Below are 24,483 nucleotides of genomic sequence, written 5' to 3'. Positions count from 1 at the left end.
TCTCCTTTAATTTTCTATACGTTTAATCTCAATATGCCATTGAGAACCGACACCAACATTGTAGGCCTTGGCAAAGGAACCTTGGTTGATAGCCAAGCCCACCCGATAGAGGGAATTGATGTATAAAATTGGCTGACCAATACGAACATCCGCAAAGGACTTGCCATAGGTCACTTGGTTTTGATAAACCAACATATCATTGTTGTAAATAGTAACTTCGAAACGGTCGCCAAAGTTTGGCTCTAAGGTGCAGAACTCCTCGCGCGTAATCGAAGTCCAAAGCGAGCCAAAGCGAACATCCAAAATATCAATGGCTCCGCTGACCAAATTATCTGCTAGTCTTGTCTCCACAACAGGGATTTCAACAATTTCTTCGACACTCAACTCTGGGCCAACTTCCTCAAAACTGATATGGCCGCTAGCCAGCTTGGCACCTGTGTAGGCATAGACATCTCGCCCATGGAAGGTATAAGAATGCTCGGTATTCTTGCGGCGATTTTCCACTTCTGAAATCTCACGAATAGCTATAATACCGACATTCTTTTTGATAAAGGACAGAGTACCATTATCAGGTGTCACGATATATTGATTTTTGCTGGTCTTAGCAACCACGCTTTTCCGCTTGGAGCCCACTCCCGGATCCACGACCGAAACAAAGGTCGTTCCCTCTGGCCAGTAATCTACCGTCTGAAAGAGACGGTAACTGCCCTCAAAGATATTGTAAGGGGTGATGTCATGGGTCAAATGATGGATTTTCAGCGTTGGTGATTCCTCCAAAGCCACTCCAATCATAGCCGACACTGCTCCATCTACCAGACCAAAGTCCGACTGCAGCACTAATATGTTGTTCATCTTAATCCTCCCAGGCCCTAAGCCTGATATTCTCCAAGTCTTCTAATCTTACCAAAATTAGGCTCTTTTCGCTAGAGCTGGAGGCATAGGATTTTTTTATAACTGTCTATTTCTCAAAGATATAGCATGCAAGCTAGGGCATTTTCTGGATCAAACTTATGCCAGAACAATTCCTTGAGCAAGCTAAAATAGGAAAATCCAGCAGCTTTCGTCTTGCTTAACTTTTTTATGACTGAAAATCAGCTTTTGCACTGCGCTTTTTTACCAGATATTGACCCAGCAGGCCACCGATTAAAGCACCTGCCACTACCATCATGATAAAACTAGCAATGGTCGGGAAATCCAACGGCAGCAAAATCCGATTGATGTATTCTGCTGTCTTGCCACGCGCCACCAAGCTATCAATATAAGCCTGACGCGCTAACCACATGAGGATAATAGGGCCCGAATTGACAAAAGAGAAACAAACAAAAGAAAGCAGATTCCAGAATTTATTTTCGTATTTGCCCAAGCCTGCAATCGTGTCCGCCAAGAGACCGAACACCAAGCCCGGCAGACCAGCAATCATAAAATGACCAGACAGGAGGAAGAAGCCTCCCATTATTAGACCTACTAAGCTGATTGCTCCAAATTTCTTAATCTTGCTTTGCAGCAACATATATACGCTTCCACCAAAAACTGCAGCAAAGACTGGAGCATAGAGCATATTGCCAGCATTGTCAAAAAAGTGGCCTACTAGTACTCCTAGTCCGACACAGAGAAAGTAGAGAAGAGCAAAGACTCCCGTCCATTTCAACTCTTTAAATGTTAACGATGTCATCATCGATTCCTTTCTAATTCTGAAGTCAAAACTTCATAAAACTATTGATAGCTATATCCTTGATAAGTGAAAAGGCGCATTTCATGCCTTGCCATCCTTCCTGCAAAAGGAGAGTTTAGAAGGTTTGCAGATCTAGCATCCTTGATATGCTTGCTTCCCTCGGCACGGGTAAAATCCAGTACTGCTAAAAAGTAATTTATTATGCTATTTTTTCATACTTATCTTTATTTATTATAGCATTATGAAAATAGAATGTAAATTAAATTTTCAGACTTTTTAAAGGATGATAGCTGACAAAAGGAGGCTGGGACAAAAGTCCTAGCCTCTCAATTGTCTTTAGATTGTCGAGCAAGACGCAGTGGTTGAGTGGGTTCTATTACGCTGATTTCATCAGCGTAATAGAGCCCTACTCAACTGTGCGGAGGTGGGACGACGAAATCGAATTCTAACGAATTACCGATTTCTGTCCCACTCTCTGTCTAGCGATGACTGATCTTTCTAGTTAGGAAATCTCCCAGAAACTGGATAAAGAAGATAAGAAGCAAGAGCAAAACAGTCGCTAAAATGGTCACGTCTTGGTTGAAACGTTGATAACCGTAGGCAATTGCTACGTTCCCAAGGCCACCTGCACCGATCGCTCCCGCCATAGCTGTTTCACCAACTAGCGAGATTAGGGTCACTGTTGTCACCCGAATCAAGTCTGGTAAGCCTTCGCGCAGGTAAATACCAATGATATCCCATGAGTTAGCTCCAACCGCCTGCGCTGCTTCAATCACACCGCGGTCTAATTCTGATAGAACCACCTGCACCTGACGAGCAAAGAAAGGAAAGACTGCCAAAGATAGTGGCACCAAAGCTGCTGTTGGACCAATCCCTGTCCCCACAATCATCCGTGTGAAAGGATTGATCAAAGCTAGGAGAATGATAAAGGGAATTGCCCGAAAGATGGATGTGACCTTGTCCAAGATGAAAAAGGCTGTTTTATTTTCTAAAATACCGCCGGGCGCTGTCAATACTAGGAAAAGTCCAGCGATCAAGCCTAGAATCCCACCGATCAGGAAAGAAATAATTGTCATATAAAGGGTCAGATAAATCGCTGTTCCCCAGCCAGCCTGACCAGCCCAGCCCATTTTATAGACGTTAGGCAAAAATGTTTTAATCAAGTCTATCAATCTAAATTCCTCCCTTAAGTACCTTTAATTCTACGCCAGCAGCTTGCAAATTGCTTTGAGCAGACGCAAGATTTTCTGCATTCCCTGACAAAATGACTACCATCTCCCCGACAGGCACATTGTCTAAAATCTCAATGTTAGCATGTAAAATATTGGCAGAAACTTGATACTGCTTGTAGATATCGTTGATAATGGCTGTATCTGTCACCGTACCAGCATACTTCAAATGCGCCAAGACAGAATCCGCTGGCAGATCTTGCACAATCTTCTGTTGATTGATTTTAACCATCGCTTCAGTGATACCTGTTGCCGTTGTGATAAAGTCTTGGGTCAATTCATTCTGTGGATTGGTAAAGATATCCAAGACCGAGCCTTCCTCAATCAATTTCCCATTCTGCATAACAGCTACACGATTAGCAATATCTTTGACAATCTGCATTTCGTGCGTGATCAGTACAATCGTCAGCCCCAGCTTTTGGTTCAAATCCTGAAGCAAGGCCAAAATTTGCTTAGTTGTTTTAGGGTCCAATGCCGAAGTCGCTTCATCCGAAATCAAGATTTTTGGATCATTAGCCAAGGCTCTAGCAATCGCCACGCGCTGCTTCTGACCGCCAGACAGCTGAGACGGATAATTATCCGCTCGATCTTCCAGACCTACCAGTTCTAAAAGTTTACGAACCTTCTCCTCTTTTTCAGTAGCAGACAAGGAAGAGTGCTTCAAGGCAAATGCGACATTTTCCTTAGCCGTCATCTGGGCCATCAGATTGAAATGCTGGAAAATCATGCCAATGTCCTTGCGCTTTTCCCGCAGTTGAGCCGCATTCAATTGGACGCTCTCCTTGTCATATAGGACTGTTCCATCCACAGTGATGCGACCACCAGATGGCTTTTGCAGAAGGTTAATAACCCGCACCAAAGTTGACTTTCCGGCACCAGAATAACCCACGATACCGTAAATATCCCCCTGATTGATGTGAATGGTCACATCTTCAACCGCCTTGATGACACGATTTTTCTGCGTGAAAGTGACATTTATACGGTCTAATTTGATAATTTCATTGCTCATAACTTCTGATTAACTCCTTGATTAATTCAATATGGGTATAATAATCGGCAATCTTGACATTTTCATCGCCACCATGATCCCGACTGTTGGCATTCCCCAGGCCAAAGGCAGCCATCGGAACTTCTAAAGCCTCAAAGACTGTATGCATAGGCCCTGTTCCTGCCGAGGTCGGAAGCACTGAGATGCCCTCTGGATAAAAATCCTTGGCCAGTTCAATCACATTCAGGATAGAAGGGGCACTCATATCGCTACGATAGCTCATTTCTCCCAGTGTATAAGTTAATTCTACCTTATCATAGCCATTTTTATCCAGTTGCTTGCGAATCTTGTCCAAGACATCATGAGGTTCTAAGCCTGGTACCAAGCGTACTTCCATCTTGGCAGATGCATATGCTGGGAGGATGGTTTTGACTCCTTGTCCCTGATAGCCCGAACCGAAGCCTTCAATGTTAATGGCTGGCTCAAAATAGAAGCGACGCAGAAATTCCTGCCTGTCCTCTTTCAAGACTGGAAGCTGGAGGCCGTAAATTTCCTTCAACTCTTCTGGTGTTTTCAGAGCATACTGGGCAATCAAAGCCAGCTCTCGCTCATTGGGCTCCTGTACTTGCTCATAGATGCCCTCCACCAAAATCCGACCGTCAGCACTACGCAGGCTAGAAATAGCATCCATCAAGTACCAAGAAGCTGAATTAATGACACCGCCATAGCTAGAATGAATATCAACTTCCGCACTGCGAACAGACATATCAAAGGTGACAATTCCCTTATTCCCACCAGAAATTTCAAGCTGACCTAGATTATTACGCGTGCCCTGCTCCCAAACCAGCAGATCTGCTCCCCACAAATGTTTCTTATGCTTGGCCAGATATTTATCCAAGTCTGTTGAAGCCGACTCCTCTGCTCCCTCCATCATGAAGATGATATTGACTGGCAGCGAACCGTTCTCTCGGATATACTTACGCACCGCTGTCAAACGCGCAGTGATGTGGCCCTTGTCATCATCGACCCCGCGACCATACATAACACCGTAGTGGACTGACAGAGTAAAAGGATCGTTGGTCCAAGGCTGGTCATTATCGGCCGGCACTGTATCATAGTGGTGATAGAAAATGATAGTCTTGGCCTCAGGATTGTCCGACTGAAATTCTGCCAATACAAAGGGAGCCGTGTAACTGTCATCAATCATCACTTTAGCACCTGCGGCAGTGAAAATTTCTCCCAGATATGTAGCTACCTCCTTAAGCCCAATTTGCTGGGCAAAGATAGACTTTTTAGAAATCAAAGTTCGCAACACCTCAAAATAGTGTTGGGCTACCTCATCATTTTCAAACTTTTTAATTTGTTCACTCTCAGTTGAGAAAGGCATGTGTAACTCCTACTAATCGCATCTGTTTAAAGATTATCTGCTATGATTCAAGAAAGAGTAAAGACTTGCTGTCAGGTAAGTCTGTAACTCTGCGTTTTAATATTGCTAAGTCATCTCCTCTGATAAAAACTCTAACTAATAGCAGATAAAGGGCTGGAGAAATCCATTCCCCGCCCTTTCTATCTTCAATTATTTTCTATAAAATCTTACCAAACTGGTTGATCCATACCATCTGAAGATTCTTCAATGACTTTTTTAACTTCGTCAGTATGGTAAGCCTTGATGATTTTCTTGATGGCGTCTGCCTTGTCAGATTTTTCCCAATCTTTCTTAGCAGCAATCAGGTTGTACCACAATTTAGAATTTTCATCTGTCTTTTCTTTGTAAAGAGCGCTCTTGTAGTCAATACCAGCTTCACGAACGAAGGTATTGTTGACAACCGCTGCATCTACAGAAGTAAGAGAAGCTGCTGTTTGAGAAGCATCCAATTCAGAAATTTTCAAGTTTTTCTTGTTTTCTTTGATGTTAGCAACAGTCGCAAGCTTCGTTGAATCCACGTCCAACTTAATCAAACCAGCTGCTTGAAGAAGGTTCAAAGCACGGCTTTCGTTTGTTGGGTCATTTGGTACGGCAATGCTTCCGTTTTCTGGAATGTCTTTCACAGCAGTGTATTTGTTTTTGCCATCTTTAGTACCAGAGTAAAGGCGGATTGGTGCGATATACGTATCTGCTACAGACACCAAGTCAGCATTGTTTTCTTTATTCCAGTTTTTCAAGTAGTAGTAGTGTTGGAAGGCATTGATATCCGCATCACCGTCGCGAACTGCTTGGTTAGGTTGAGAATAGTCTGTAAATTGGGTGAACTCCAATTTAACACCTGCTTTCTCCTTATCAAGGATTTCCTGAACCTTGTCCCAGCGCGCTTCTTCTGTATCGCTAAGGTTCATCACACCAACTTTTACAGTCACTGTTGCACTGTCTGCTGACTTAGCGTTTTTTGATGTTGAAGACGAGCAAGCTGCCAAACCAAATGCTGCTACAGCTAAGAGTGCTGTTGCACCAAACCATTTTTTCAATTTCATGAGATAATCTCCTTATAAAATATATTTTTTTCTAATGAAAGGGTTGTAAGTTATTTCCGATCGCTTAGGGCAAGGAACATCAGAACTTACTTGATATCCTTGGCATCTGGCAAATAAGTGCCACCAAAGAATTCTTTTGATAATTTTTCAAGTGTTCCATCCTCGTAGAGTTCCTTGATCCGCTTGTTCATGAAGGTTTGAAGCTCTTCCTGTCCTGAAGCAAGGATCGGATAGACATACGGTTGTTGGTCACTTGGAAGTTCAATCACTTCGACATTATCTAAACCTTGGTCCTTGATGATAGTATCTACTGTAATACGCTCAAAGATCTTGTAGTCTGAGCGGCCATCATTCAAATTAGCCAAGATTTGCTGGATTGTACCATCTGTGTAGTTGATGGTTGTTGGATTTGAACTGTGTTCTTCATTGTACTTTTCCAGTTGTTTGGCTGTTGAAGTACCTTGAACAACCTCAGTAGACTTGCCTCCGATATCGTCCAGCGACTTGATATTCACTCCTTTACGAACCACCAAGACGGTTGGGTTTTTAGCGTAAGGGTTGGTATAGAGGTATTTACCAGCACGGTCTTCTGAATAACTGATGTTATTGGCACCGATTTGGTAGCGGTCACTGTCCAAGCCAGAGAAAACAGAAGCCCATTTGGTTTTGTTGAAGTTGACTTCGTACTTATCTGAACCTTTAAAGATTTCACGAAGCACTTCAATTTCGTAACCGGTTAGTTTTCCGTCCTTATCCTCATAAGAGAAAGGCTTGGTTGTTCCAACCGTTCCAACTTCAATCGTCTTTTTCTTTGTAGCACTATCTTTACTTGCAGAAGACGAGCAGGCTACAAGCAGCCCAACTGCAAGACTTCCTACCACAGCAGTGGCAGTGTATTTCAATATTTTTTTAATATTCATATCTCTATCTCCTCCTAAAGAGCATGTTTCTATCATACCAAAAGTCGAAAGTCCTGACCATTATATATTTTTTATAAAGGTGATAGATTTTCTTTATCACTGATTCGATTATTCAAACTATTTGAAAATATCAAAATCTTGTTTTTCTATGATAACAAAAGAAGAGGAGCTTGCCTAGTTCTTTTTTTCTATGAAAGACTATAGTTATTTCTTATAGTGCTTGAGGAGGAAGAGGGCGTTTTCGACATAGTAAGGCACAGAAACCTGAAAGGCTGCATCGTCAATCGTCATGCTATCATGGTGCAGGTCAGGCGCATCTGCTGCACCATTTGAGCCGATAAAAGCAAAGACACCAGGGATTTTTTCTTGGTAAAAAGCAAAGTCTTCGCCAGCTGAAGACGGCTGGGCAGGCAGTAGCTCCCCGATATTCTGAGAATTTTTAAAAATAAGCTCGGCTAATTCTGGATCATTATAGGTCACTGGCGGAGTCTGATCCCAAACAATAGCGACCTTAGCACCAAAATTCTCCGCCGTATGTTCCACAATACGGATAAAATCCGCCTTCAAACGCTTTTGCAAATCAGGATTAAAACAACGAATGGTGCCTTCAAATAAGCCATTTTGAGGCAAGACATTCCAAGTCGTCCCAGCCTCAATGTGGGTCACAGATAAAACAACTGGCTCAAAGGGCGAGACAGTCCGAGAAACCAGTGACTGAAGATTTTGAATCATGCTGGTCAAAGTCAGCACCGTATCCACTCCCAGATCCGGCCGAGCCGCATGGCTACTGACTCCCTCCACAGTCACCTTAAACTTCTCTACGCCTGCCATCATGGCTCCCGGCTTCAAGGCCATTTGCCCAGCTTTTAACTGGGGCATATTATGAAAACCGATGATCGCAACTACATTATCCAGCAAACCCGTAGCCAGAACTTGACTGGCTCCTTGGGAGGTTTCCTCAGCTGGCTGAAAAATCAATCGAATGGTTCCCTGTAAATCTTCTTCCATAGCCTTGAGTAACTCCGCCGCTCCCAGAAGACTAGTCTGATGAAAATCATGACCGCAGGCATGCATGACACCAGGATTTTGGCTAGCGTAAGGCAGACCTGTCTGCTCTAAAATGGGCAGGGCATCAATATCTGCTCTCAAGGCGATAACTGGTTCTCCCTGACCGATTTCGGCAATCAAGCCCGTCTCTAAGCCAGAGTCCAAAATTTTAATTCCTAATTCTTGCAAATAACGGCTTAGAAAGGCTGTTGTTTCATATTCTTGGCCAGACAGCTCTGGATGCTGATGGAGATGATGACGCGTTTTTACTAATTTATCATAGAATTTTTTCATGGTAGACTCCTTTACTCTACATATCTACCCTCCAGTATAGCACAAAGCTAGGCTAGGAAACAAAATAAATAGAGAGCAGAATGAAGCATCCGCCCTCTCATCTTACTATTAGGATATATCGCCCTCAAAAGCTCTGACGATGGATTCATAAGAATAATCACGCTCTAGGACCCACTTGCCATCTGTTTTGACAAATTTCAACTGATAATCTCGTTCTGGTGTGAGGAGAGGACGCGAATCCATTCCAGCCATCATATCATTAGCATAGCTCTTATCGGTAGCTTTATAGACGTCACTCAGGCTTCCATATTCAGAACGATGCTTATCATAGAAATCTTGACGGTAGGTATACATGGTTTTATTTAGACTGACCGTTCTCGGTTTGATCTTGATAACGATTGAATTTGGCATGTACTGCGCTACTGTGTAATCAATTTCTGAGCGTTTGGCATTACTTTTCACATAGGCATCAATGAAAGCATTGATTTCATCATCACTAAATGGATAATCATGCAATTTACGCGTGAAATCTGCTGCAAAGGCTGCTCTATAATCTTTTTTATCTTGATCCAAATCGCCGCCTAAAACCAAATCGCCTTTGTCTTTGGAGGATTTTGTCTTTGCTTCTCCTCCCAAGAAAACAGCATTGAGGTAATCAGAAGCTAATTTCTTTGATTCGTCAACGTGATTCGGATATTTCGCAGGATCAACTTTTAGTTTGATGGGTTCTGCTTTTTCATCGGAGCCGTAGGATTTCTTCTCATAGTGAAGTTCATATTTCTTGCCATCTTCAACCTTAAAGACCAGATTACCAGAAAGAGTCTTTCCTTCCGCTAAGTCTTCATAGCTCAGTGTTTTAAAGTTTTCTTTGTCGTCATAGACTCCGACCGGCTGGATCTTCTCTCCCTCTGAATCATAAAAACCAATGTCTGAAGAGGAAATCATGATCTTATCATTTGTTTTATTCTTAATTTCCAAAGACAAGGCCAAGTATTTGGCATCAGCTGATCCGTTGCTTGGCATAATGAACTGGCCATCCTTAATCTGGATATCAACCTGCCCATTGCTGGCTGATTTTTTGACAGTCGTTTCCTGGCTTGGCTTACCAGAATGTTTTTTATTTGGATTTGGAAGCAAAGCACAGGCTGTTAAGCTCACACCTGCCACAAGCAAGGCTGTGTATTTAAATACTTTTTTCATCATTGTCTCCTTAATTTCTTAATACTGTAACTTTTCTATTTTATCATACTTAACTAAACTGGTAAATAGCGTTTGAAATCAACCTCATGTAAAAATGCATCCTTGCAATCTCTAAAATGACCAAGCAGATCAAATGAAAATTTTAAAGTGCGGCCTTAAATAAAACAGGCAAAATTTCTAACTTTCATATAAGGAATTGGTTACAAAAAAGCACAGCTTAGGCTGTGCCATTCTTTATAGTAGGATACTCCATTGCTATCCTTAAGCTACTTCACCTTCCTCAAACTGACTATTATAGAGGTCCGCATAGAAGCCATTCTGCTCCATGAGTTCATCGTGGTTACCCTGCTCGATAATATTTCCATCGCGCATGACCAAGATAAGATCCGCATTACGGATAGTGGATAGGCGGTGAGCAATGACAAAGGAAGTCCGGCCTTCCATAAGTTTGTCCATGGCCTTTTGAATCAGCTCCTCCGTCCGCGTATCGACTGACGAAGTTGCCTCATCCAATATCAAGAGCGGTGCATCTTTCAGCAGAGCACGAGCGATGGTCAATAGCTGCTTCTGACCGACAGATAAGTTGACCGTGTCATCCAGCACTGTATCATAGCCCTGCGGCAGAGTCATGATAAAGTGATGAACACCGACCGCCTTCGCTGCAGCGATAACTGCTTCATCTGTCACATGATCCTGATTATAAATCAAGTTCTCTCGGATAGTTCCTTCAAAGAGCCAGGTATCCTGCAAAACCATTGAAAAGGCATCGTGAACCTCGGAGCGTTTCATATCCTTAATATCTATGCCATCAATGCTGATACGCCCTTTGTCAATTTCATAGAACTTCATGAGCAGATTAACGATGGTCGTCTTACCAGCACCCGTCGGACCGACAATGGCAATCTTCTGTCCGGCTTTGGCCTGGGCTGAGAAATCATGAATAATCGTCTGGTCTGGCTTGTAGCCAAAGAAGACCTCTTCAAAGGCAACATTTCCCTTGACAGCAGTAAGCTGCTGCTCTTTATGCTGCTCGTCTTCCATCTCAGGCTCAGCCAGAAATTCAAGGACACGAACCAGTGCTGCACCAGCCTGCTGTAAGACGGTGATACCTTGTGCAATCTGTGACAAAGGCTGAGAGAAGGTCCGCACATAAACCATAAAGGCAACAATTATCCCAATGCTAATAGAACCATTAATCGCCAGAGCAGCACCGACCAAAATAACCAGCACATAGGCAAAATTCCCCGTAAAGAACATGAGCGGCATCATCATGCCAGAAATAAATTGAGACTTCCAAATACTGTTATAGAGATTGTGATTGAGAACTGCAAAGCGTTCCTTAGACTGTTCAATGGCATTATAGCTGATAACAACATTATGCCCAGAGTACATCTCCTCCACATAGCCGTTAACAGCAGCTAAATCGTTTTGTTGGGCAGCGAAATAGCCCTGAGACTTACCCATGATGAGGCCGACAAAGACAAAACCGACTACAGTAGCCAAAATGGTCACCAAAGCCAAAATCCAGTTCATAAAGAACATAGTCAAAACCACAGCCACCAAAAGCAAGCTAGAAGAGATAACACTTCCCAAACTCTGGTTAAGAGATTGGCCGACCATATCCACGTCATTGGTCACGCGCGACAGCGTATCCCCCTGAGAATGACCATCGAAATAGCTCAATGGAAGCTTGTTAATTTTCTCCGCAATGGCCGTCCGTAACCGCTTGGAGAAATACTGGACAACCGTACTGATGATAAAGGACTGACCGTAGTTGAGCAGAGCTCCGACTGCATAGAGCACGGTCAGCAGAAGGGCAATCTGAGACACAGCTTTCAAATCAATACTGGTAGCCAGACCATCAGAGATGAGGTTGGTAATTTCTTTTAATTTATTTGGCCCATAGACCGTGATAATGTTTGACAAGACAGCTCCCACAAATGCCAAAGCAAGAGGAAGCTGGAAGCCTTTGAGATAAGGCCGCATCTGGTTAAATAATGAAGACTTCTTATTTTCCATTTTCTAATTCCTCCTTGGATAGTTGTGAGTAAGCAATTTCTTGATAAACCGCGTTATTTGCCAAAAGTTCACGGTGGGTACCTTGACCAACCACCTTGCCAGCATCCAAGACCAAGATTTGATCCGCATCCATGATGGTAGAAATCCGCTGCGCCACGATCAGCTTGGTCATATCCTGCGTCCGCTCAGCCAGTTCCTTACGCAAAATGCGGTCTGTTTTATAGTCTAGCGCTGAGAAGGAATCGTCAAAGATAAGGATTTCTGGCTTACGAGCCAAGGCTCTAGCAATAGCCAAGCGCTGACGCTGGCCACCAGAGAAGTTGGTCCCGCTTTGAGCTACTTCTGACTTAAGCCCTTTTTCCTTCTCTTGAACAAAAGGCTTGGCCTGAGCTAGGTCAAGAGCTTCCCACATTTCCTGCTCATCCAGCGGGCTTGCTTTGCTTTGACCGAAGTCCAGATTGCTCTCAATATCGCCAGAGAAGAGCACCGCCTTTTGCGGAATGTAGCCGACCTTATTATGCAGGTCTTCCAGCTGATAATCCTGAACATTGACGCCATCTACCAGAATCTCCCCTTCGGTCACATCGTAGAAACGAGGGATGAGATTGACAAGAGTAGATTTCCCTGAACCGGTTGAACCGATAAAGGCTACAGTATCACCAGCATGCGCTGTAAAGCTGACATGCTCAATGACCGCTTCAGAATTTTTAGAATAGCGGAAGGACACATCTCGAAAGACTACTTCTCCCTTGCTATCCGCTGCTGCCGCCTTAGGCTGTTCTGGACTTGTAATTGAAGAATGCAGATCCAGCACTTCATTAATCCGGCCAGCCGACACAATGGTCCGAGGCAGGACGATAAAGAGGGCACCCATGAGCAAGAAGCCCATCACAACCTGCATAGCATAGGACATAAAGACGACCATATCACTGAAGAGCGGGAGACGCTCCTGCAGCCCAGCCTCCTGAATCAAATAAGCACCAATCCAGTAAATAGCTAGTGTCAAACCGCTGGAAATCCCCATCATAACTGGGTTCATCATGGCCATCAGACGACCGATGAAAAGATTGAGTCGAGTTACTTCATCATTAGCTGCCGCAAATTTCTCATCCTGATAATCCTCAGCATTATAAGCCCGGACCACGCGAATCCCAGTCAGACTCTCTCTAGTGACGCTGTTTAGCTTATCGACCAAGCGCTGCGCCACTGATTGCTTAGGAAAGGCCAGTGTAACCAAAACTACTGTCATCAGGATATTAACAAGAACAGCAATAAGAACAGCAATCAGCCAGTTCTCGGACTTGCCAATAATCTTGGTCATGGCCCAAATAGCCATAATCGGCCCCCTGGTCACCACCTGTAACCCCATGGTGATTAAGGTCTGTACCTGAGTAATGTCATTCGTCGTCCGAGTCAGCAAACTAGGAATCGAAAATTTCTTAATCTCCGTCTGCGAATAGTCTAGCACACGGTTGAAAATATCGCTCCGCAAACTCTGGGTAAAGCTAGCTGCTATACGAGCGGCAAAAAAACCAACCACAATAGCTGACAGCAAACTAGCAAAGGATAAGCTAAGCATTTTCAATCCCGGTTCCCACAAATCTGCTAAAACTGTTCCCGGCGTTTGTAGTAGCTCTGTAATCGTCGAAATATAGGTCGGAACTTCTAATTCCAAAAATACCGTTAGGAAGGTGAAGAGCACACTGAGAATAATCATGCTCACTTCCCTTACCGTCAGCCGTTTAAATAGCTTAATCATCTTTCCCTCCATTTTCTAAACTTGCGATATTCTGATAGAACTTGGCCATGACTTGTGAAAAAATCAGTAGCTCCTGCTCAGAAACACCATTCAAAATAGACCGGTCTATTTCACCAAAAAAGTCGCGGATTTTCTTCATTCTTTCCTGCGACTGCGGAGTAAGGCGGATATACTTGGCCCGCTTGTCCGTTTTGCTAACTTCCAGCTGGATAAAGCCATTCTTCTCCATCCTTTTCATTAAGTTAGAGGCCACCGATTTGGAAATATCCAACTCCTGCTCAATATCCTTGATAAGCGTGTCCTTGCCTTCTTCCGCACGATGGGCAACAATATGCAAGACCTGCCCCTGTGGCCCAGCCATGGACTCAATCCCTTGCTCCTTGGCAAGTTTCTCTACCATGAGATGAATCTTTCGGCCAAAACGCTTCATTTCTAATAAAGGCTTTTCCATCAATTCTTCCTTTCTAAACTGGTTCTCGCGAGAACTAATTAGTTTTCCTGAGAACTATTTTACCACATAAAAAGCAGATGTTAAGAAAAAGTTTCTATGAGAACTATTTTTAATAAAAAAATAAACTGGAACCAAGAGTCCCAGTTCTACCAATCCAAAGTTTTTTTATCTTAATATTTTTAATCGAAACAAGAATAGCAAATCTCTACTCTATAATAATATTTCTACGGAAAGAGCCACTTGATATGCGGAGCAAGATTGGAAATTTCTTGATGAAGTTCATTGAAGCTAGTATTTTTCACATCATCCAAGTCCAAAGAGACCGCACTCTCCTCTTGATTTTTAGGATAGAAATATAAAATTCGACTGGTCGGTTCGGAAGATCTCATCCTAGGTCGAGATATATCGTATTCAATTTGCTCAATCTCCTGCCACAAGAAGTACTTCTCTCTTTTAGCAGATAAGCCTCTCAGCCTTATTCCCATCTCATCCATCTCTAAAATCGGGGGCCTATGATTCGAAATATAGCCTAGAACGATCATAAAAATAGCGGTTATGCCCATTCCCAAATAGACTGGATGGAGCATATTGTTGCTTTCTTCAGTAGTCTGCCTGCTTCTTTGGTCTTCTTTGCTGGTAGGACTCCTATGAACCAGTTGATTAGCACTATTTTGACTTGTTGACTCAAGGGAAGCCTGATCCATAGATACAAAAGCCATGATAAAAAAGATAGCAAAGAGTAAACAAAAGCCTATGGCATAAAATCTTGCTCCATCGCGCTGATATACTTTCATTCTATTCCTATCCTTTCCAGATACATTTCCTATATGAGAATTCCTTCCAAATGATCTAATTCATGCTGGCAGATTTGCGCTGGGAAATCCTCTAAAGTAATGGTCTTCTTCAGCCAATTCTGATCCAGATATTCAACCGTGATTTTCTGGTACCGAATGGTTGACCGACTGCCTGTCAAGGATAGACAACCTTCTTCCGTTTCATAAGGGCCAGACTTCTGAATGAGAACTGGATTAAACATAACCATGGGCAGCATGCCATACATAAAAATAATCACTCGCTTTTGGTAACCAATCATATTCGCAGCAAGACCGACACAAGACTCTCTATGCGCCAACAAGGTATCCTGCAAGTCTTGGGCTAAAAATAGGTCGGCCTTTGTAGCTGGGACTGATTTTTGCTGTAAAAAGAAAGGATCTTTCACAATTGCTTTTTGCATATGTCACTTCAAATGGAAGAGGCTGGATTCCCTATCTCAGCCTCCTTAGTTTATTTGAACACTCTCAACGCCTTGTTTACTTATTTTGCATAGCGTTCGCTAATATCTTTTGCGAGGACAAAATTTCCTAGTGTGGCTGAACCATTTCCTGCGACAGCTGGTGTGACAATGTAGTCACGCACATCTGGTACTGGCAGGTAACCATTGAGCAGGACAGTGAATTTCTCACGAACACGATCCAGCATGTGCTGCTGCGCCATCACACCACCACCAAAGACAATAATATCTGGACGGAACGTCACCGTTGCTTGAATAGCTGCCTGCGCAATATAGTAAGCCTGAATATCCCAGACAGTATTATTTAGCTCGATATTTTCACCACGCACACCAGTCCGCGCTTCTAGACTAGGGCCAGCCGCCAAGCCTTCCAAACAGCCCTTGTGGAAAGGACAAACGCCATTAAAGCCTTTTTCCTCATCCATCGGGTGCTTAGCCACATAGTAGTGACCCATTTCTGGGTGGCCTGTCCCGCCAACAAATTCACCACGTTGGATAGCACCAGCGCCAATCCCTGTTCCAATCGTATAATAAACCAGATTTTCAACGCGACCGCCAGCATTGTTGCGGGCTACAACTTCACCATAAGCTGAGCTGTTGACATCTGTCGTAAAGTAGATTGGCACATTCAAAGCACGACGAAGCGCTCCCACGATATCCACATTGGCCCAATGTGGTTTTGGAGTTGTCGTAATGTAGCCATATGTTTTTGAATTAGGATCAATATCAATTGGACCAAAAGAACCGACTGCCAAACCTGCTAAATTGTCAAAACGAGAGAAAAACTCAATCGTTTTATCTAGCGTCTCAATCGGCGTGGTCGTAGGAAACTGTGTTTTTTCTACAACATTAAAATTTTCATCGCCCACAGCACAGATAAACTTCGTTCCACCGGCTTCTAAACTTCCGTACAATTTTGTCATTTCAAACACCTCTTGTATTCTTTATACTCCATTATAGCATATTTCCCTATTGGAAATGGCTCTATATTTTAGATTTTCCTCTGTAAATCTTAGCACTCAAGTAAAAAACGAACAAACATAAGTTGTTCGTTTTCCTTTGTTGACTTTCTATAGCTAAGATTAAGCTTTCACTTCAATAATCGCATCGCCTTTAGCAACAGTTCCTTCTGCTACTGGAGTCACAGATGCGTAGTCAGCTGTGTTAGTCACGATAACCATAGTCGTATCATCCAGACCAGCTGCTGCGATTTTAGCTGAATCAAACGTTCCAATAATATCGCCAGCTTTGACTTTAGAACCTTGAGAAACTTTTTGATCAAATCCTTCGCCATTCATAGACACTGTGTCAATACCAACGTGGATCAGGATTTCAGCACCATTAGCTGTCTTCAAACCATAGGCATGGCCTGTCGCAAAAGCAATTGTCACTTCTGCATCAGCTGGGGCGTAAACGACACCTTCAGTTGGTTTGATCGCAATCCCTTGACCCATAGCTCCGCTTGAGAAAACAGGATCATTCACATCGCTCAAAGCTACTGCACTACCAACGATTGGAGAAATGATTGTTTCATCTTGGAGAGCTGCTGGAATATTACCAGTTGTTTCTTCTTCGACAAGGCGCTCTGTAGTAGCATTTGTAGCAACTTCAGCTTCATCTTCGTAACCAAACATGTAAGTAAGGGCGAAACCAAGAGCGAATGATACAGCTACCATGAAGAGATATTGTAAGAGTTGTCCATTACCGATGTAAAGCATTGTACCTGGGATGATGGTGATACCATTACCAGTACCAGCAAGACCAAGGATAGAAGCCAAGCCACCACCGACAGCACCAGCGATCAATGAAAGGAAGAATGGTTTGCGGTAACGCAAGTTAACCCCGAAGATGGCAGGCTCTGTAATACCAAGGAAGGCAGAAAGAGCAGCTGGGAATGCCAGAGTTTTTAGTTTAGGATTTTTAGTTTTAACACCAACAGCAACGGTTGCAGCACCTTGAGCTGTCATAGCGGCTGTGATGATGGCGTTGAATGGGTTAGCATGGTCAGCTGCAAGCAATTGTACTTCAAGCAAGTTGAAGATATGGTGAACACCTGATACGACAATCAATTGGTGAACTCCACCGATCAGCAAACCACCTAGACCGAATGGCAAACCAAGAATAGCTTTTGTACCAATAAGGATGTAGTTTTCAACAACGTGGAAGACTGGTCCAATCACGAAAAGTCCAAGAATTGACATCACCAAAAGGGTTACAAATGGTGTGACCAAAAGATCCAAGACATCTGGAACAACCTTACGGACAGCTTTTTCAAACTTAGCTCCGACAACCCCGATAATGAAGGCTGGAAGAACAGAACCTTGCAAACCAACGACTGGGATGAAGCCGAAGAATTTCATTGCAGTCACTTCACCACCAGAAGCAACAGCCCAAGCATTTGGAAGTGAGCCTGAAACAAGCATCATACCAAGAACGATACCAACCGCTGGATTTCCACCGAATACACGGAAGGTTGACCAAACTACCAGACCTGGTAGGATAATGAAGGCTGTATCTGTTAAGATTTGAGTATAGGTTGTTACATCATCTGGAAGTGTCATACCAAGGGCAGTCAATAGCCCACGAACTCCCATGAAGAGACCAGTTGCTACGATAACTGGGATGATTGGTACAAATACGTCACCGAATGTACGGATGGCGCGTTGGAACCAATTCCCTTGCTTAGCAGCTTCAGCTTTCATGTCATCTTTTGATGAAGTTGGCAAGCCAAGTGCTACAACTTCGTCATAAATCTTATTAACCGTACCAGTACCAAAAATGATTTGATATTGGCCTGAGTTAAAGAAAGCACCCTGAACTTTTTCTAGATTCTCGACAGTATTTTTGTCGATCTTTCCTTCATCTTTAACCATAACGCGCAGACGAGTCGCACAGTGGGCTACACTGTTAACGTTCTCACGTCCACCCAAGGCTTCGATGACCTTTTTTGCAATTTCAGTATTGTTCATTTGCAAAAATCTCCTTATAAAAATATTGTAAAACTTTTTGAAAGCGATTTTATCACCTTTACGAATATTATTTTACCATGATTCAGAGATATGTCAAGCGTTTTGCAGAAAAAATATTTTTTTACTGTTAAATGTTGATTTTTCAGCAGAAAACGTTTACTATAGTAATAAGAAATAATATGATTCGGAGGACAAAAGATTGGCTTGGACGACTGAAAAACGCTACAAGCGCTATGAAGACTGGACTCAGGAAGAGGTACAGCAGATCAAAGAAAACATCGCTAAATCTCCTTGGCGGGCTAACTACCATGTGGAGCCTCAGACAGGTCTACTCAATGACCCCAATGGTTTTTCTTATTTTGACGGCAAGTGGGTGGTTTTCTACCAAAACTTTCCTTTCGGGGCAGCACACGGTCTCAAGTGCTGGGTTCAATTAGAAAGTGATGACCTAGTTCACTTCACTGAAACTGGCCTTCGGGTGTTGCCAGATACTCATCTGGACAGCCACGGTGCCTACTCTGGCTCTGCCATGCAGTTTGACGATAAGCTCTTTCTCTTCTACACCGGCAATGTTCGTGATGAAAATTGGGTGCGTCATCCTTATCAAATCGGTGCCTTGTTAGACAAATCAGGTAAGCTGGAAAAAATCGACAAGGTCTTGATTGAGCAACCTGCTGAAGCGACTGACCACTTCCGCGATCCGCAGATTTTCAACTACAAAGAACAATTCTATGCTATTGTCGGTGGGCAAAATTTAGACAAACAAGGCTATGTCAAGCTATACAAGGCAGTTGATAATGACTATACCAACTGGGAAGCTATTGGCGATTTGGACTTTGCCAATGACAAGACGGCCTATATGATGGAGTGTCCGAACCTTGTCTTTATCAATGACCAGCCAATCCTGCTCTATTGCCCTCAAGGTTTGTCTAAAGACGTACTGGACTATGGCAATATCTATCCAAATATGTATAAAATAGGTCAATCGTTTGACACAAATCAAGCTACTATGATTGATCCTAGCCCTATCCAAAATCTGGACTACGGCTTTGAGTGCTACGCGACCCAAGCTTTTAACGCACCTGACGGTCGCGCACTGGCTGTCAGCTGGCTAGGCTTGCCTGATGTGGAATACCCATCTGACCGCTTCGACCATCAAGGGACCTTCTCTCTCGTCAAGGAATTAAGTCTGAAAGACGGCAAGCTCTACCAATACCCAGTGCCTGCTATCAAGGATTTACGAGCTGAATCTCAGCCTTTCGTTTCTCTGTCAGAAAGCAAGAACAGCTACGAACTAGAACTGAATCTCGCTGCAGACACCGAGCATGAAATTGTTCTCTTTGCAGACAAGGATGGCAAGGGATTACGCATCAATTTTGATCTTAAAGCAGGTCAAGTGACCGTTGACCGCAGTCAGGCGGGTGAGCCATTCGCTCTGGACTTTGGAACCAGCCGAAGCTGTAATATTGACAAAGAAGCAACGAGCGCTACTATCTTCATCGATAAATCGATTTTTGAAATTTTCATCAATAAAGGAGAGAAAGTATTTTCCGGTCGTGTCTTCCCGAGAGAAGACCAGACAGGCATTGCCATTACCAAGGGCAATCCAACCGGTACTTACTATGAATTAGATTATGGTCGCAAAGCTAACTGATGTAGCAAAACTTGCAGGAGTCAGCCCTACAACTGTTTCCCGCGTCATCAACAGGAAAGGCTACTTATCCGACAAAACGATTTCTAAGGTTGAAGCAGCCATGCGAGAATTGGCCTACAAGCCCAACAATCTGGCGCGCAGCCTCCAAGGAAAATCAGCCAAGCTGATTGGACTCATTTTCCCCAATATCAGCAATGTCTTTTATGCAGAATTGATTGGCAAGCTAGAGCACGAGCTCTTTAAACAGGGCTATAAAACCATCATCTGCAATAGCGAGCACGACTCAGATAAGGAGCGTGAGTACCTTGAGATGCTAGAGGCTAATCAGGTGGACGGTATCATCTCCGGCAGTCACAATCTAGGCATCGAAGACTACAATCGCGTAACTGCTCCTATCATTTCCTTTGACCGTAACCTTTCACCAGATATTCCTGTTGTCTCCTCAGACAACTATGGCGGTGGAGTGCTGGCTGCTCAGACCTTGGTCAAAGCTGGCGCTAAAAACATTATCATGATTACTGGTAATGATAATTCCAACTCACCGACCGGCCTACGCCATGCTGGCTTTGCTTCAGTCCTGCCAGACGCTCCAATCATCAATGTATCCAGCGATTATTCTCCCGTCCGAAAGGAAATGGAAATCAAGCATATTTTAACCCATGAGAAGCCAGATGCTATCTTTGCTTCAGATGATTTGACAGCCATTTTAGTGATGAAAGTCGCTCAGGAGCTGAACATCCAGATTCCTAAAAATTTAAAAATCATCGGCTACGACGGAACTTATTTTGTCGAAAATTATTATCCTCAACTAGCGACTATTAAACAGCCACTGAAGGATATCGCCAAACTTCTGGTGGATTTATTGCTACAAAAAATTGACAAGCAAGAAGTCACAACGACCGGCTACTTCCTGCCTGTGAACCTCTTGCCTGGCAAAAGCGTATAACTTTTTTGATCTCACTAAATTCCTTCATCTTGACGAATCCCCCAAAGGTTTGGCAGAAACCAACTTTTGGGGGACTTTTAATATCATTAATCCCTAGCAATTACTTCAATGTTAGCTCCGTCTAGGAAGATTTTCTTTTATAACTAAGTTTGAAGTAGCTAGCCGAGACCTAGGCTGCCATGATTTTATAGGAAAAGTAACTAACCGAGGCCTAAGTTGCACAGTTCAATCCCTGATTACTTTTTGGTCTCATAGTCACTACCGTTTTCCTTAGGCTATCACCTGCATTCAATATCATTGTTCGTTCTTTTAGAAAGATTAGGTTTTCCCAAATTCTAAAGGAAATCAAACTAATCTACATAGAAAAATCTTCTATAAATTCGCGCAATCGTTAAAATTATGATTAAAAGTATAGCTATTATAGACAATACTATTTTCCCAAAACTTATTTCCGAACGGATTATAAAAATGTGAAAGAGAGGTGCCAATCCTACACCTATAGCAATTAGATAACTAGCAAAGTTTATGGCACCAAGACCTGCAAAAAAATGTTTCATTTCAATACCCAACTTTTTACCTTTCATTTCATGGTGACTCTCTCTAAATCAGTTTCATTGTTTACTTCTTACCTTTTCAAAGAAATTTGATAGTAAATGTACTCCACTGAGGGCTATTACTATGTCAATTGGTAAGAAATAGTAATCCCATATAAAATGAGACAAAATCAATGATAGAAATAAAATACAATCAATATAACTATTCTTAAAATGTTCTGCGATTTTATGATATAGAAATGCAATAATAACTGAAATCAAAACAATCGTCATGCTTATCCTCCTGTAATCTGCAAATAATCCATGTATTCACCTGCTCCAAGCTCTTCCCCTTCTTGGAATTTTTCAAGTACCTTAAAACTTTTAACAATACAATCTATTAGATACTCCCTTGGGGCGATCTCATATCCAAACATAATAAATGCAACACTGACCGTTATTAGCATTATCTTTAAGATAGTCATTAAGCACCGCTCTATTGCAATTCCAACTTCTAATTTAATCTATTCTTTTTTCAAACCGAAACATTCCGTCTGGAAATTGCTCATCAAATTCCTTAACATCCGCTTCTGGCTCATTTGGGTCAGGATGAAATTTATTAAAAAATTCAACAATATGAAACCCACATCTATTTACATAAAAATGTATATTACGCTGCTCAAAGTATGGTGTCATAGTCTCCCAAATTTTGACTTCTGGATGTAACTTTTCAATTTGACACCAAGCAGCATATCCAACTCCCTTACCGTGAGCATCTGGGGAAACGAATAGCAGGTCTAAACTTCCTTTTTCTCCATCAACTTTAATTACAGCACCGCCAACTTTTTTCTCTTCAAGAATAATACGATAAGCCTTTCCGTGGTCAATGGACTGTTCGATGGTCTCTCGTGAAATGATTTGACCATCTTCTTCAAAGTGGTTATCTCTACACCCAAACTCCTCCAAAGCCCCGTAGTTAAAAGCTTCCTGATTATCCAAAATAAACAGCTCTCGGTCATCTTTTTCCATCAAACATAACTGTATATCTTTTTCCATTTCAACACACCTACAATCTCTAATTTGTCTACACCGCTTTAATCTTCTCATTTATCAATTCAATAAAAGCGATCACAGTCGCTCCTCTCATCGGAAGACCATCAGGACTAAATATGTATTCTACCTATTATACCATTCTTATTACTTTATTTTATTATTTCTTACAAGCTTTTAGATAATTGTAGATATATTCCATAATTCTGTGTAAACGCTCAAGTAGAGTTACGAAGTGTTAATCAAATAAGCTTTCAAGGGTGTCAGAACATTTCCAAGTGTCATCGCGACGTCCATAAGCGGGGATCAAAGCTGAACTAAAGTTCCCATTACGATCTCTTGGAATGGTTAACTGAACAGTCCCATATTTGGTTTCAAATTTCCGTGAATAGGTTCCGTTACGACTATTTCCAGTATGATAGCCTACTTTATCGTAAGGCTCATCCCCTAAAAAGGCTGATAACTCCGCTTGAAGAAGATCATTCATGGCTGTTTCAAGAGAAGAACGGCAACATTCATCAATATCTTGCTGTTGGGCTAGGAAGTTAAGTGGTTCTGTGGTAAACTGAGTCATAGAAATAAATCTCTTTCTAGTAATGTTTCGCAACTCTACTATAACGGATTTATTCCTTTTTTGTGTTTACACAACTTATTTTACACTACCACTATACAAAAACAGACAGGAATTTTTTCAACATTATCAAGTTTACTATCAGTTTAAATTTCCCCGTATAGCCCTATTCAAATAGTTATTAAATCCAAAGATTCCCCTCAAAAACTCTCTTTTAAAGAGGCTGCTTTTAAGGCGTTTTTCTCTTATCTCTTTCTTTTCTTACTTAGACTGACTAGACCATTCCTCATCTCTAAAAAACCTAGTAAAAATCCTAAGAAACGAAAGCGATTTATCCTATAAATAAAGATGAAAAGCACATTCGAAGTCTAGATTACCACGATTCTATAGGAAAAATGAACAGCCGAGGCCTAGATTGCCATGATTCTATAGGAAAAGTAAGCAGACGAGACCTAGATTGCCATGATTCTATAGGAAAAGTGAACAGCCGAGACCTAGGTTGCTATAATGGAAACTTTTTAAGAATTATCAGCAACTGCAACTATCAAAAACCAAAAAAGCTGAGACAGTCGTCTCAGTCTTTTTCTTCTGTTATAAATTGGCTTAAAATACCATTGATAAACTTACTTGATTTTTCATCAGAAAATTGCTTGGAAAGTTCAATGGCTTCATTGACCGCTACTCGCTCGGGAGTATCGAACTCTGTCATTTCAAAGATGCCTAATCGCAGGATATTCTTTTCCACCAAGGTCAGACGCTCAACTGTCCAGCCTGCTTTCAAGTGCTGGGCGATTTTCTTATCTAACTCTTCCTTGGACTGGAGCACTCCTGTGACCAAATTGAGTAGAAATGCTGGAATATTGACCTCAGCATCCGTCTCTTCTTCGTCCTTATCATAGGTATAGGCAAAGCGGCAAGCCTCAATGGCATCACCCTCATACTCCAGACTCATCAAAGCCTGAAAAGCCCGCTGACGTAGCTCTCTTCTAGATTCTAACAAAACATCAGTCATTGAGGAAATCCTCATCAAATAGATCTTTCAAATCTGGTTTTGGTGATTTTTCTGGAACAATGCCTGCCACATGGATATTGACAGCAGACAGCTCCACTTCAGCCATATCGCTTACAGCACTCTTGACTGCTTTTTGAATTGCAACTGCAACTGTTGGTACACTGATACCGTACTCCAGATATAGGTAGATATCAACTGATATGTCGCCACTTTCATCCGTATGCAGCGCAACACCGCGTCCAAGCGTACGCATAGAAAGGCTATCTGACATGCTTTTATTTGCAAAAGAATGAACGCCCTCTACCTTAGCCGTAGCAATGGCAATAATTTTTTCCAAGACTCGTGGCGCAATAACGATTTCGCCTAATTGTTCGTTTGCCATAAGAATTCCTTTCTATATGAAAGATTG

25 protein-coding genes and 1 pseudogene are annotated in these 24,483 nt (G+C 42.4%); 2 read left to right on the top strand and 24 right to left on the bottom strand.

Features of this window, described 5'->3' with window-relative positions:
* Nucleotides 1-6: 6 nt before the first annotated feature.
* From PAN94_RS02335 to PAN94_RS02260, 16 genes are all read right to left on the bottom strand, one after another.
* Nucleotides 7-852 carry an SAM hydrolase/SAM-dependent halogenase family protein gene (locus PAN94_RS02335; protein ID WP_048765032.1) on the bottom strand — a complete coding sequence of 282 codons (846 nt, stop codon included), beginning with the start codon at nt 850-852 and terminating at the stop codon, nt 7-9.
* Between the two features lie 226 nt (nt 853-1,078).
* Nucleotides 1,079-1,672, bottom strand: a complete 594-nt coding sequence (locus tag PAN94_RS02330; protein ID WP_048765035.1) for an MptD family putative ECF transporter S component — start codon at nt 1,670-1,672, stop codon at nt 1,079-1,081.
* Between the two features lie 479 nt (nt 1,673-2,151).
* The gene (locus PAN94_RS02325) at nt 2,152-2,844 is read right to left on the bottom strand and encodes a methionine ABC transporter permease (protein WP_048764884.1); all 693 of its coding nucleotides are present in this window, start codon (nt 2,842-2,844) and stop codon (nt 2,152-2,154) included.
* Nucleotide 2,845: 1 nt separating this feature from the next.
* The gene (locus PAN94_RS02320; RefSeq protein WP_048764881.1) at nt 2,846-3,910 is read right to left on the bottom strand and encodes a methionine ABC transporter ATP-binding protein; all 1,065 of its coding nucleotides are present in this window, start codon (nt 3,908-3,910) and stop codon (nt 2,846-2,848) included.
* Nucleotides 3,900-5,276 (bottom strand): M20/M25/M40 family metallo-hydrolase, encoded by a 1,377-nt coding sequence (locus PAN94_RS02315; RefSeq protein WP_048764879.1) that lies wholly within the window; start codon nt 5,274-5,276, stop codon nt 3,900-3,902. The genes PAN94_RS02320 and PAN94_RS02315 overlap by 11 nt, the downstream gene beginning before the upstream one ends.
* Before the next feature lie 206 nt (nt 5,277-5,482).
* A complete protein-coding gene (locus PAN94_RS02310) occupies nt 5,483-6,358 on the bottom strand; it encodes a MetQ/NlpA family ABC transporter substrate-binding protein (protein WP_048792256.1) in 876 nt (291 codons plus the stop codon).
* Nucleotides 6,359-6,444: 86 nt separating this feature from the next.
* Nucleotides 6,445-7,278, bottom strand: coding sequence for an amino acid ABC transporter substrate-binding protein (locus PAN94_RS02305; RefSeq protein ID WP_005592302.1), 834 nt, complete (start codon nt 7,276-7,278; stop codon nt 6,445-6,447).
* 204 nt (nt 7,279-7,482) lie between these two features.
* A complete protein-coding gene (locus tag PAN94_RS02300; RefSeq protein ID WP_048792257.1) occupies nt 7,483-8,619 on the bottom strand; it encodes a M20 peptidase aminoacylase family protein in 1,137 nt (378 codons plus the stop codon).
* Nucleotides 8,620-8,727: 108 nt separating this feature from the next.
* Nucleotides 8,728-9,822, bottom strand: coding sequence for a DUF4352 domain-containing protein (locus PAN94_RS02295; RefSeq protein ID WP_193389941.1), 1,095 nt, complete (start codon nt 9,820-9,822; stop codon nt 8,728-8,730).
* A gap of 258 nt (nt 9,823-10,080) precedes the next feature.
* Nucleotides 10,081-11,838 carry an ABC transporter ATP-binding protein gene (locus tag PAN94_RS02290; RefSeq protein ID WP_285874430.1) on the bottom strand — a complete coding sequence of 586 codons (1,758 nt, stop codon included), beginning with the start codon at nt 11,836-11,838 and terminating at the stop codon, nt 10,081-10,083.
* Nucleotides 11,828-13,597, bottom strand: coding sequence for an ABC transporter ATP-binding protein (locus PAN94_RS02285; RefSeq protein WP_285874429.1), 1,770 nt, complete (start codon nt 13,595-13,597; stop codon nt 11,828-11,830). The genes PAN94_RS02290 and PAN94_RS02285 overlap by 11 nt, the downstream gene beginning before the upstream one ends.
* On the bottom strand, nt 13,590-14,048 hold the full coding sequence (locus tag PAN94_RS02280) for a MarR family winged helix-turn-helix transcriptional regulator (RefSeq protein ID WP_125383227.1): 459 nt from the start codon (nt 14,046-14,048) through the stop codon (nt 13,590-13,592). The genes PAN94_RS02285 and PAN94_RS02280 overlap by 8 nt, the downstream gene beginning before the upstream one ends.
* Nucleotides 14,049-14,272: 224 nt before the next feature.
* A complete protein-coding gene (locus PAN94_RS02275) occupies nt 14,273-14,842 on the bottom strand; it encodes a hypothetical protein (protein ID WP_285874428.1) in 570 nt (189 codons plus the stop codon).
* A 29-nt stretch (nt 14,843-14,871) separates the two neighbouring features.
* Nucleotides 14,872-15,282: a peptide deformylase gene (locus tag PAN94_RS02270; protein ID WP_285874427.1), complete on the bottom strand. Its 411-nt coding sequence runs from the start codon at nt 15,280-15,282 to the stop codon at nt 14,872-14,874.
* 80 nt (nt 15,283-15,362) lie between these two features.
* Nucleotides 15,363-16,262 (bottom strand): fructokinase ScrK, encoded by a 900-nt coding sequence (gene scrK / locus PAN94_RS02265; protein ID WP_285874426.1) that lies wholly within the window; start codon nt 16,260-16,262, stop codon nt 15,363-15,365.
* Between the two features lie 159 nt (nt 16,263-16,421).
* The gene (locus PAN94_RS02260) at nt 16,422-18,308 is read right to left on the bottom strand and encodes a sucrose-specific PTS transporter subunit IIBC (RefSeq protein ID WP_285874425.1); all 1,887 of its coding nucleotides are present in this window, start codon (nt 18,306-18,308) and stop codon (nt 16,422-16,424) included.
* 199 nt (nt 18,309-18,507) lie between these two features.
* Here PAN94_RS02260 and PAN94_RS02255 point away from each other — a divergent pair, with 199 nt between their 5' ends.
* Both PAN94_RS02255 and PAN94_RS02250 read left to right on the top strand, forming a co-directional pair.
* Nucleotides 18,508-19,962 (top strand): sucrose-6-phosphate hydrolase, encoded by a 1,455-nt coding sequence (locus PAN94_RS02255; RefSeq protein ID WP_285874424.1) that lies wholly within the window; start codon nt 18,508-18,510, stop codon nt 19,960-19,962.
* Entirely contained in the window at nt 19,943-20,908 is a 966-nt protein-coding gene (locus tag PAN94_RS02250; RefSeq protein ID WP_285874422.1) for a LacI family DNA-binding transcriptional regulator, read from the top strand. The genes PAN94_RS02255 and PAN94_RS02250 overlap by 20 nt, the downstream gene beginning before the upstream one ends.
* A 350-nt stretch (nt 20,909-21,258) precedes the next feature.
* Here PAN94_RS02250 and PAN94_RS02245 read toward each other — a convergent pair whose 3' ends face one another.
* The 8 genes and pseudogenes from PAN94_RS02245 to PAN94_RS02215 all read right to left on the bottom strand — a co-directional run bounded on the left by PAN94_RS02245 (nt 21,259) and on the right by PAN94_RS02215 (nt 24,456).
* On the bottom strand, nt 21,259-21,465 hold the full coding sequence (locus PAN94_RS02245) for a hypothetical protein (protein WP_037586275.1): 207 nt from the start codon (nt 21,463-21,465) through the stop codon (nt 21,259-21,261).
* A 54-nt stretch (nt 21,466-21,519) separates the two neighbouring features.
* Entirely contained in the window at nt 21,520-21,735 is a 216-nt protein-coding gene (locus tag PAN94_RS02240) for a hypothetical protein (RefSeq protein WP_005591792.1), read from the bottom strand.
* 2 nt (nt 21,736-21,737) lie between these two features.
* Nucleotides 21,738-21,926 (bottom strand): hypothetical protein, encoded by a 189-nt coding sequence (locus PAN94_RS02235; RefSeq protein ID WP_005591791.1) that lies wholly within the window; start codon nt 21,924-21,926, stop codon nt 21,738-21,740.
* A 34-nt stretch (nt 21,927-21,960) separates the two neighbouring features.
* Nucleotides 21,961-22,497: a GNAT family N-acetyltransferase gene (locus tag PAN94_RS02230; RefSeq protein ID WP_005591790.1), complete on the bottom strand. Its 537-nt coding sequence runs from the start codon at nt 22,495-22,497 to the stop codon at nt 21,961-21,963.
* A gap of 28 nt (nt 22,498-22,525) precedes the next feature.
* Nucleotides 22,526-22,612 carry a hypothetical protein gene (locus PAN94_RS09805; protein ID WP_345908511.1) on the bottom strand — a complete coding sequence of 29 codons (87 nt, stop codon included), beginning with the start codon at nt 22,610-22,612 and terminating at the stop codon, nt 22,526-22,528.
* Between the two features lie 159 nt (nt 22,613-22,771).
* Nucleotides 22,772-23,065: pseudogene (locus PAN94_RS02225) on the bottom strand (transposase); the annotation flags it as partial.
* 571 nt (nt 23,066-23,636) lie between these two features.
* The gene (nusB, locus tag PAN94_RS02220) at nt 23,637-24,074 is read right to left on the bottom strand and encodes a transcription antitermination factor NusB (protein WP_005591788.1); all 438 of its coding nucleotides are present in this window, start codon (nt 24,072-24,074) and stop codon (nt 23,637-23,639) included.
* The gene (locus tag PAN94_RS02215) at nt 24,067-24,456 is read right to left on the bottom strand and encodes an Asp23/Gls24 family envelope stress response protein (protein WP_005591787.1); all 390 of its coding nucleotides are present in this window, start codon (nt 24,454-24,456) and stop codon (nt 24,067-24,069) included. The genes nusB and PAN94_RS02215 overlap by 8 nt, the downstream gene beginning before the upstream one ends.
* Nucleotides 24,457-24,483 lie beyond the last annotated feature (27 nt).

It is taken from the genome of Streptococcus sp. SC1, from assembly GCF_030272855.1.
Classification (GTDB): Bacteria; Bacillota; Bacilli; order Lactobacillales; family Streptococcaceae; genus Streptococcus.
Note: the sequence above shows the minus strand (reverse complement) of the source record. Positions and strands in the feature narration are given on the sequence as shown.

Excerpts from the sequence above, each read along its gene's own strand:
- PAN94_RS02335 (WP_048765032.1), bottom strand. The coding sequence starts at position 852 with ATGAACAACATATTAGTGCTGCAGTCGGACTTTGGTCTGGTAGATGGA.
- PAN94_RS02330 (WP_048765035.1), bottom strand. The coding sequence starts at position 1,672 with ATGACATCGTTAACATTTAAAGAGTTGAAATGGACGGGAGTCTTTGCT.
- PAN94_RS02320 (WP_048764881.1), bottom strand. The coding sequence starts at position 3,910 with ATGAGCAATGAAATTATCAAATTAGACCGTATAAATGTCACTTTCACG.
- PAN94_RS02315 (WP_048764879.1), bottom strand. The coding sequence starts at position 5,276 with ATGCCTTTCTCAACTGAGAGTGAACAAATTAAAAAGTTTGAAAATGAT.
- PAN94_RS02310 (WP_048792256.1), bottom strand. The coding sequence starts at position 6,358 with ATGAAATTGAAAAAATGGTTTGGTGCAACAGCACTCTTAGCTGTAGCA.
- PAN94_RS02305 (WP_005592302.1), bottom strand. The coding sequence starts at position 7,278 with ATGAATATTAAAAAAATATTGAAATACACTGCCACTGCTGTGGTAGGA.
- PAN94_RS02300 (WP_048792257.1), bottom strand. The coding sequence starts at position 8,619 with ATGAAAAAATTCTATGATAAATTAGTAAAAACGCGTCATCATCTCCAT.
- PAN94_RS02295 (WP_193389941.1), bottom strand. The coding sequence starts at position 9,822 with ATGATGAAAAAAGTATTTAAATACACAGCCTTGCTTGTGGCAGGTGTG.
- PAN94_RS02290 (WP_285874430.1), bottom strand. The coding sequence starts at position 11,838 with ATGGAAAATAAGAAGTCTTCATTATTTAACCAGATGCGGCCTTATCTC.
- PAN94_RS02285 (WP_285874429.1), bottom strand. The coding sequence starts at position 13,597 with ATGATTAAGCTATTTAAACGGCTGACGGTAAGGGAAGTGAGCATGATT.
- PAN94_RS02280 (WP_125383227.1), bottom strand. The coding sequence starts at position 14,048 with ATGGAAAAGCCTTTATTAGAAATGAAGCGTTTTGGCCGAAAGATTCAT.
- PAN94_RS02275 (WP_285874428.1), bottom strand. The coding sequence starts at position 14,842 with ATGAAAGTATATCAGCGCGATGGAGCAAGATTTTATGCCATAGGCTTT.
- PAN94_RS02270 (WP_285874427.1), bottom strand. The coding sequence starts at position 15,282 with ATGCAAAAAGCAATTGTGAAAGATCCTTTCTTTTTACAGCAAAAATCA.
- scrK (WP_285874426.1), bottom strand. The coding sequence starts at position 16,262 with ATGACAAAATTGTACGGAAGTTTAGAAGCCGGTGGAACGAAGTTTATC.
- PAN94_RS02260 (WP_285874425.1), bottom strand. The coding sequence starts at position 18,308 with ATGAACAATACTGAAATTGCAAAAAAGGTCATCGAAGCCTTGGGTGGA.
- PAN94_RS02250 (WP_285874422.1), top strand. The coding sequence starts at position 19,943 with ATGGTCGCAAAGCTAACTGATGTAGCAAAACTTGCAGGAGTCAGCCCT.
- PAN94_RS02245 (WP_037586275.1), bottom strand. The coding sequence starts at position 21,465 with ATGAAACATTTTTTTGCAGGTCTTGGTGCCATAAACTTTGCTAGTTAT.
- PAN94_RS02240 (WP_005591792.1), bottom strand. The coding sequence starts at position 21,735 with ATGACGATTGTTTTGATTTCAGTTATTATTGCATTTCTATATCATAAA.
- PAN94_RS02235 (WP_005591791.1), bottom strand. The coding sequence starts at position 21,926 with ATGACTATCTTAAAGATAATGCTAATAACGGTCAGTGTTGCATTTATT.
- PAN94_RS02230 (WP_005591790.1), bottom strand. The coding sequence starts at position 22,497 with ATGGAAAAAGATATACAGTTATGTTTGATGGAAAAAGATGACCGAGAG.
- nusB (WP_005591788.1), bottom strand. The coding sequence starts at position 24,074 with ATGACTGATGTTTTGTTAGAATCTAGAAGAGAGCTACGTCAGCGGGCT.
- PAN94_RS02215 (WP_005591787.1), bottom strand. The coding sequence starts at position 24,456 with ATGGCAAACGAACAATTAGGCGAAATCGTTATTGCGCCACGAGTCTTG.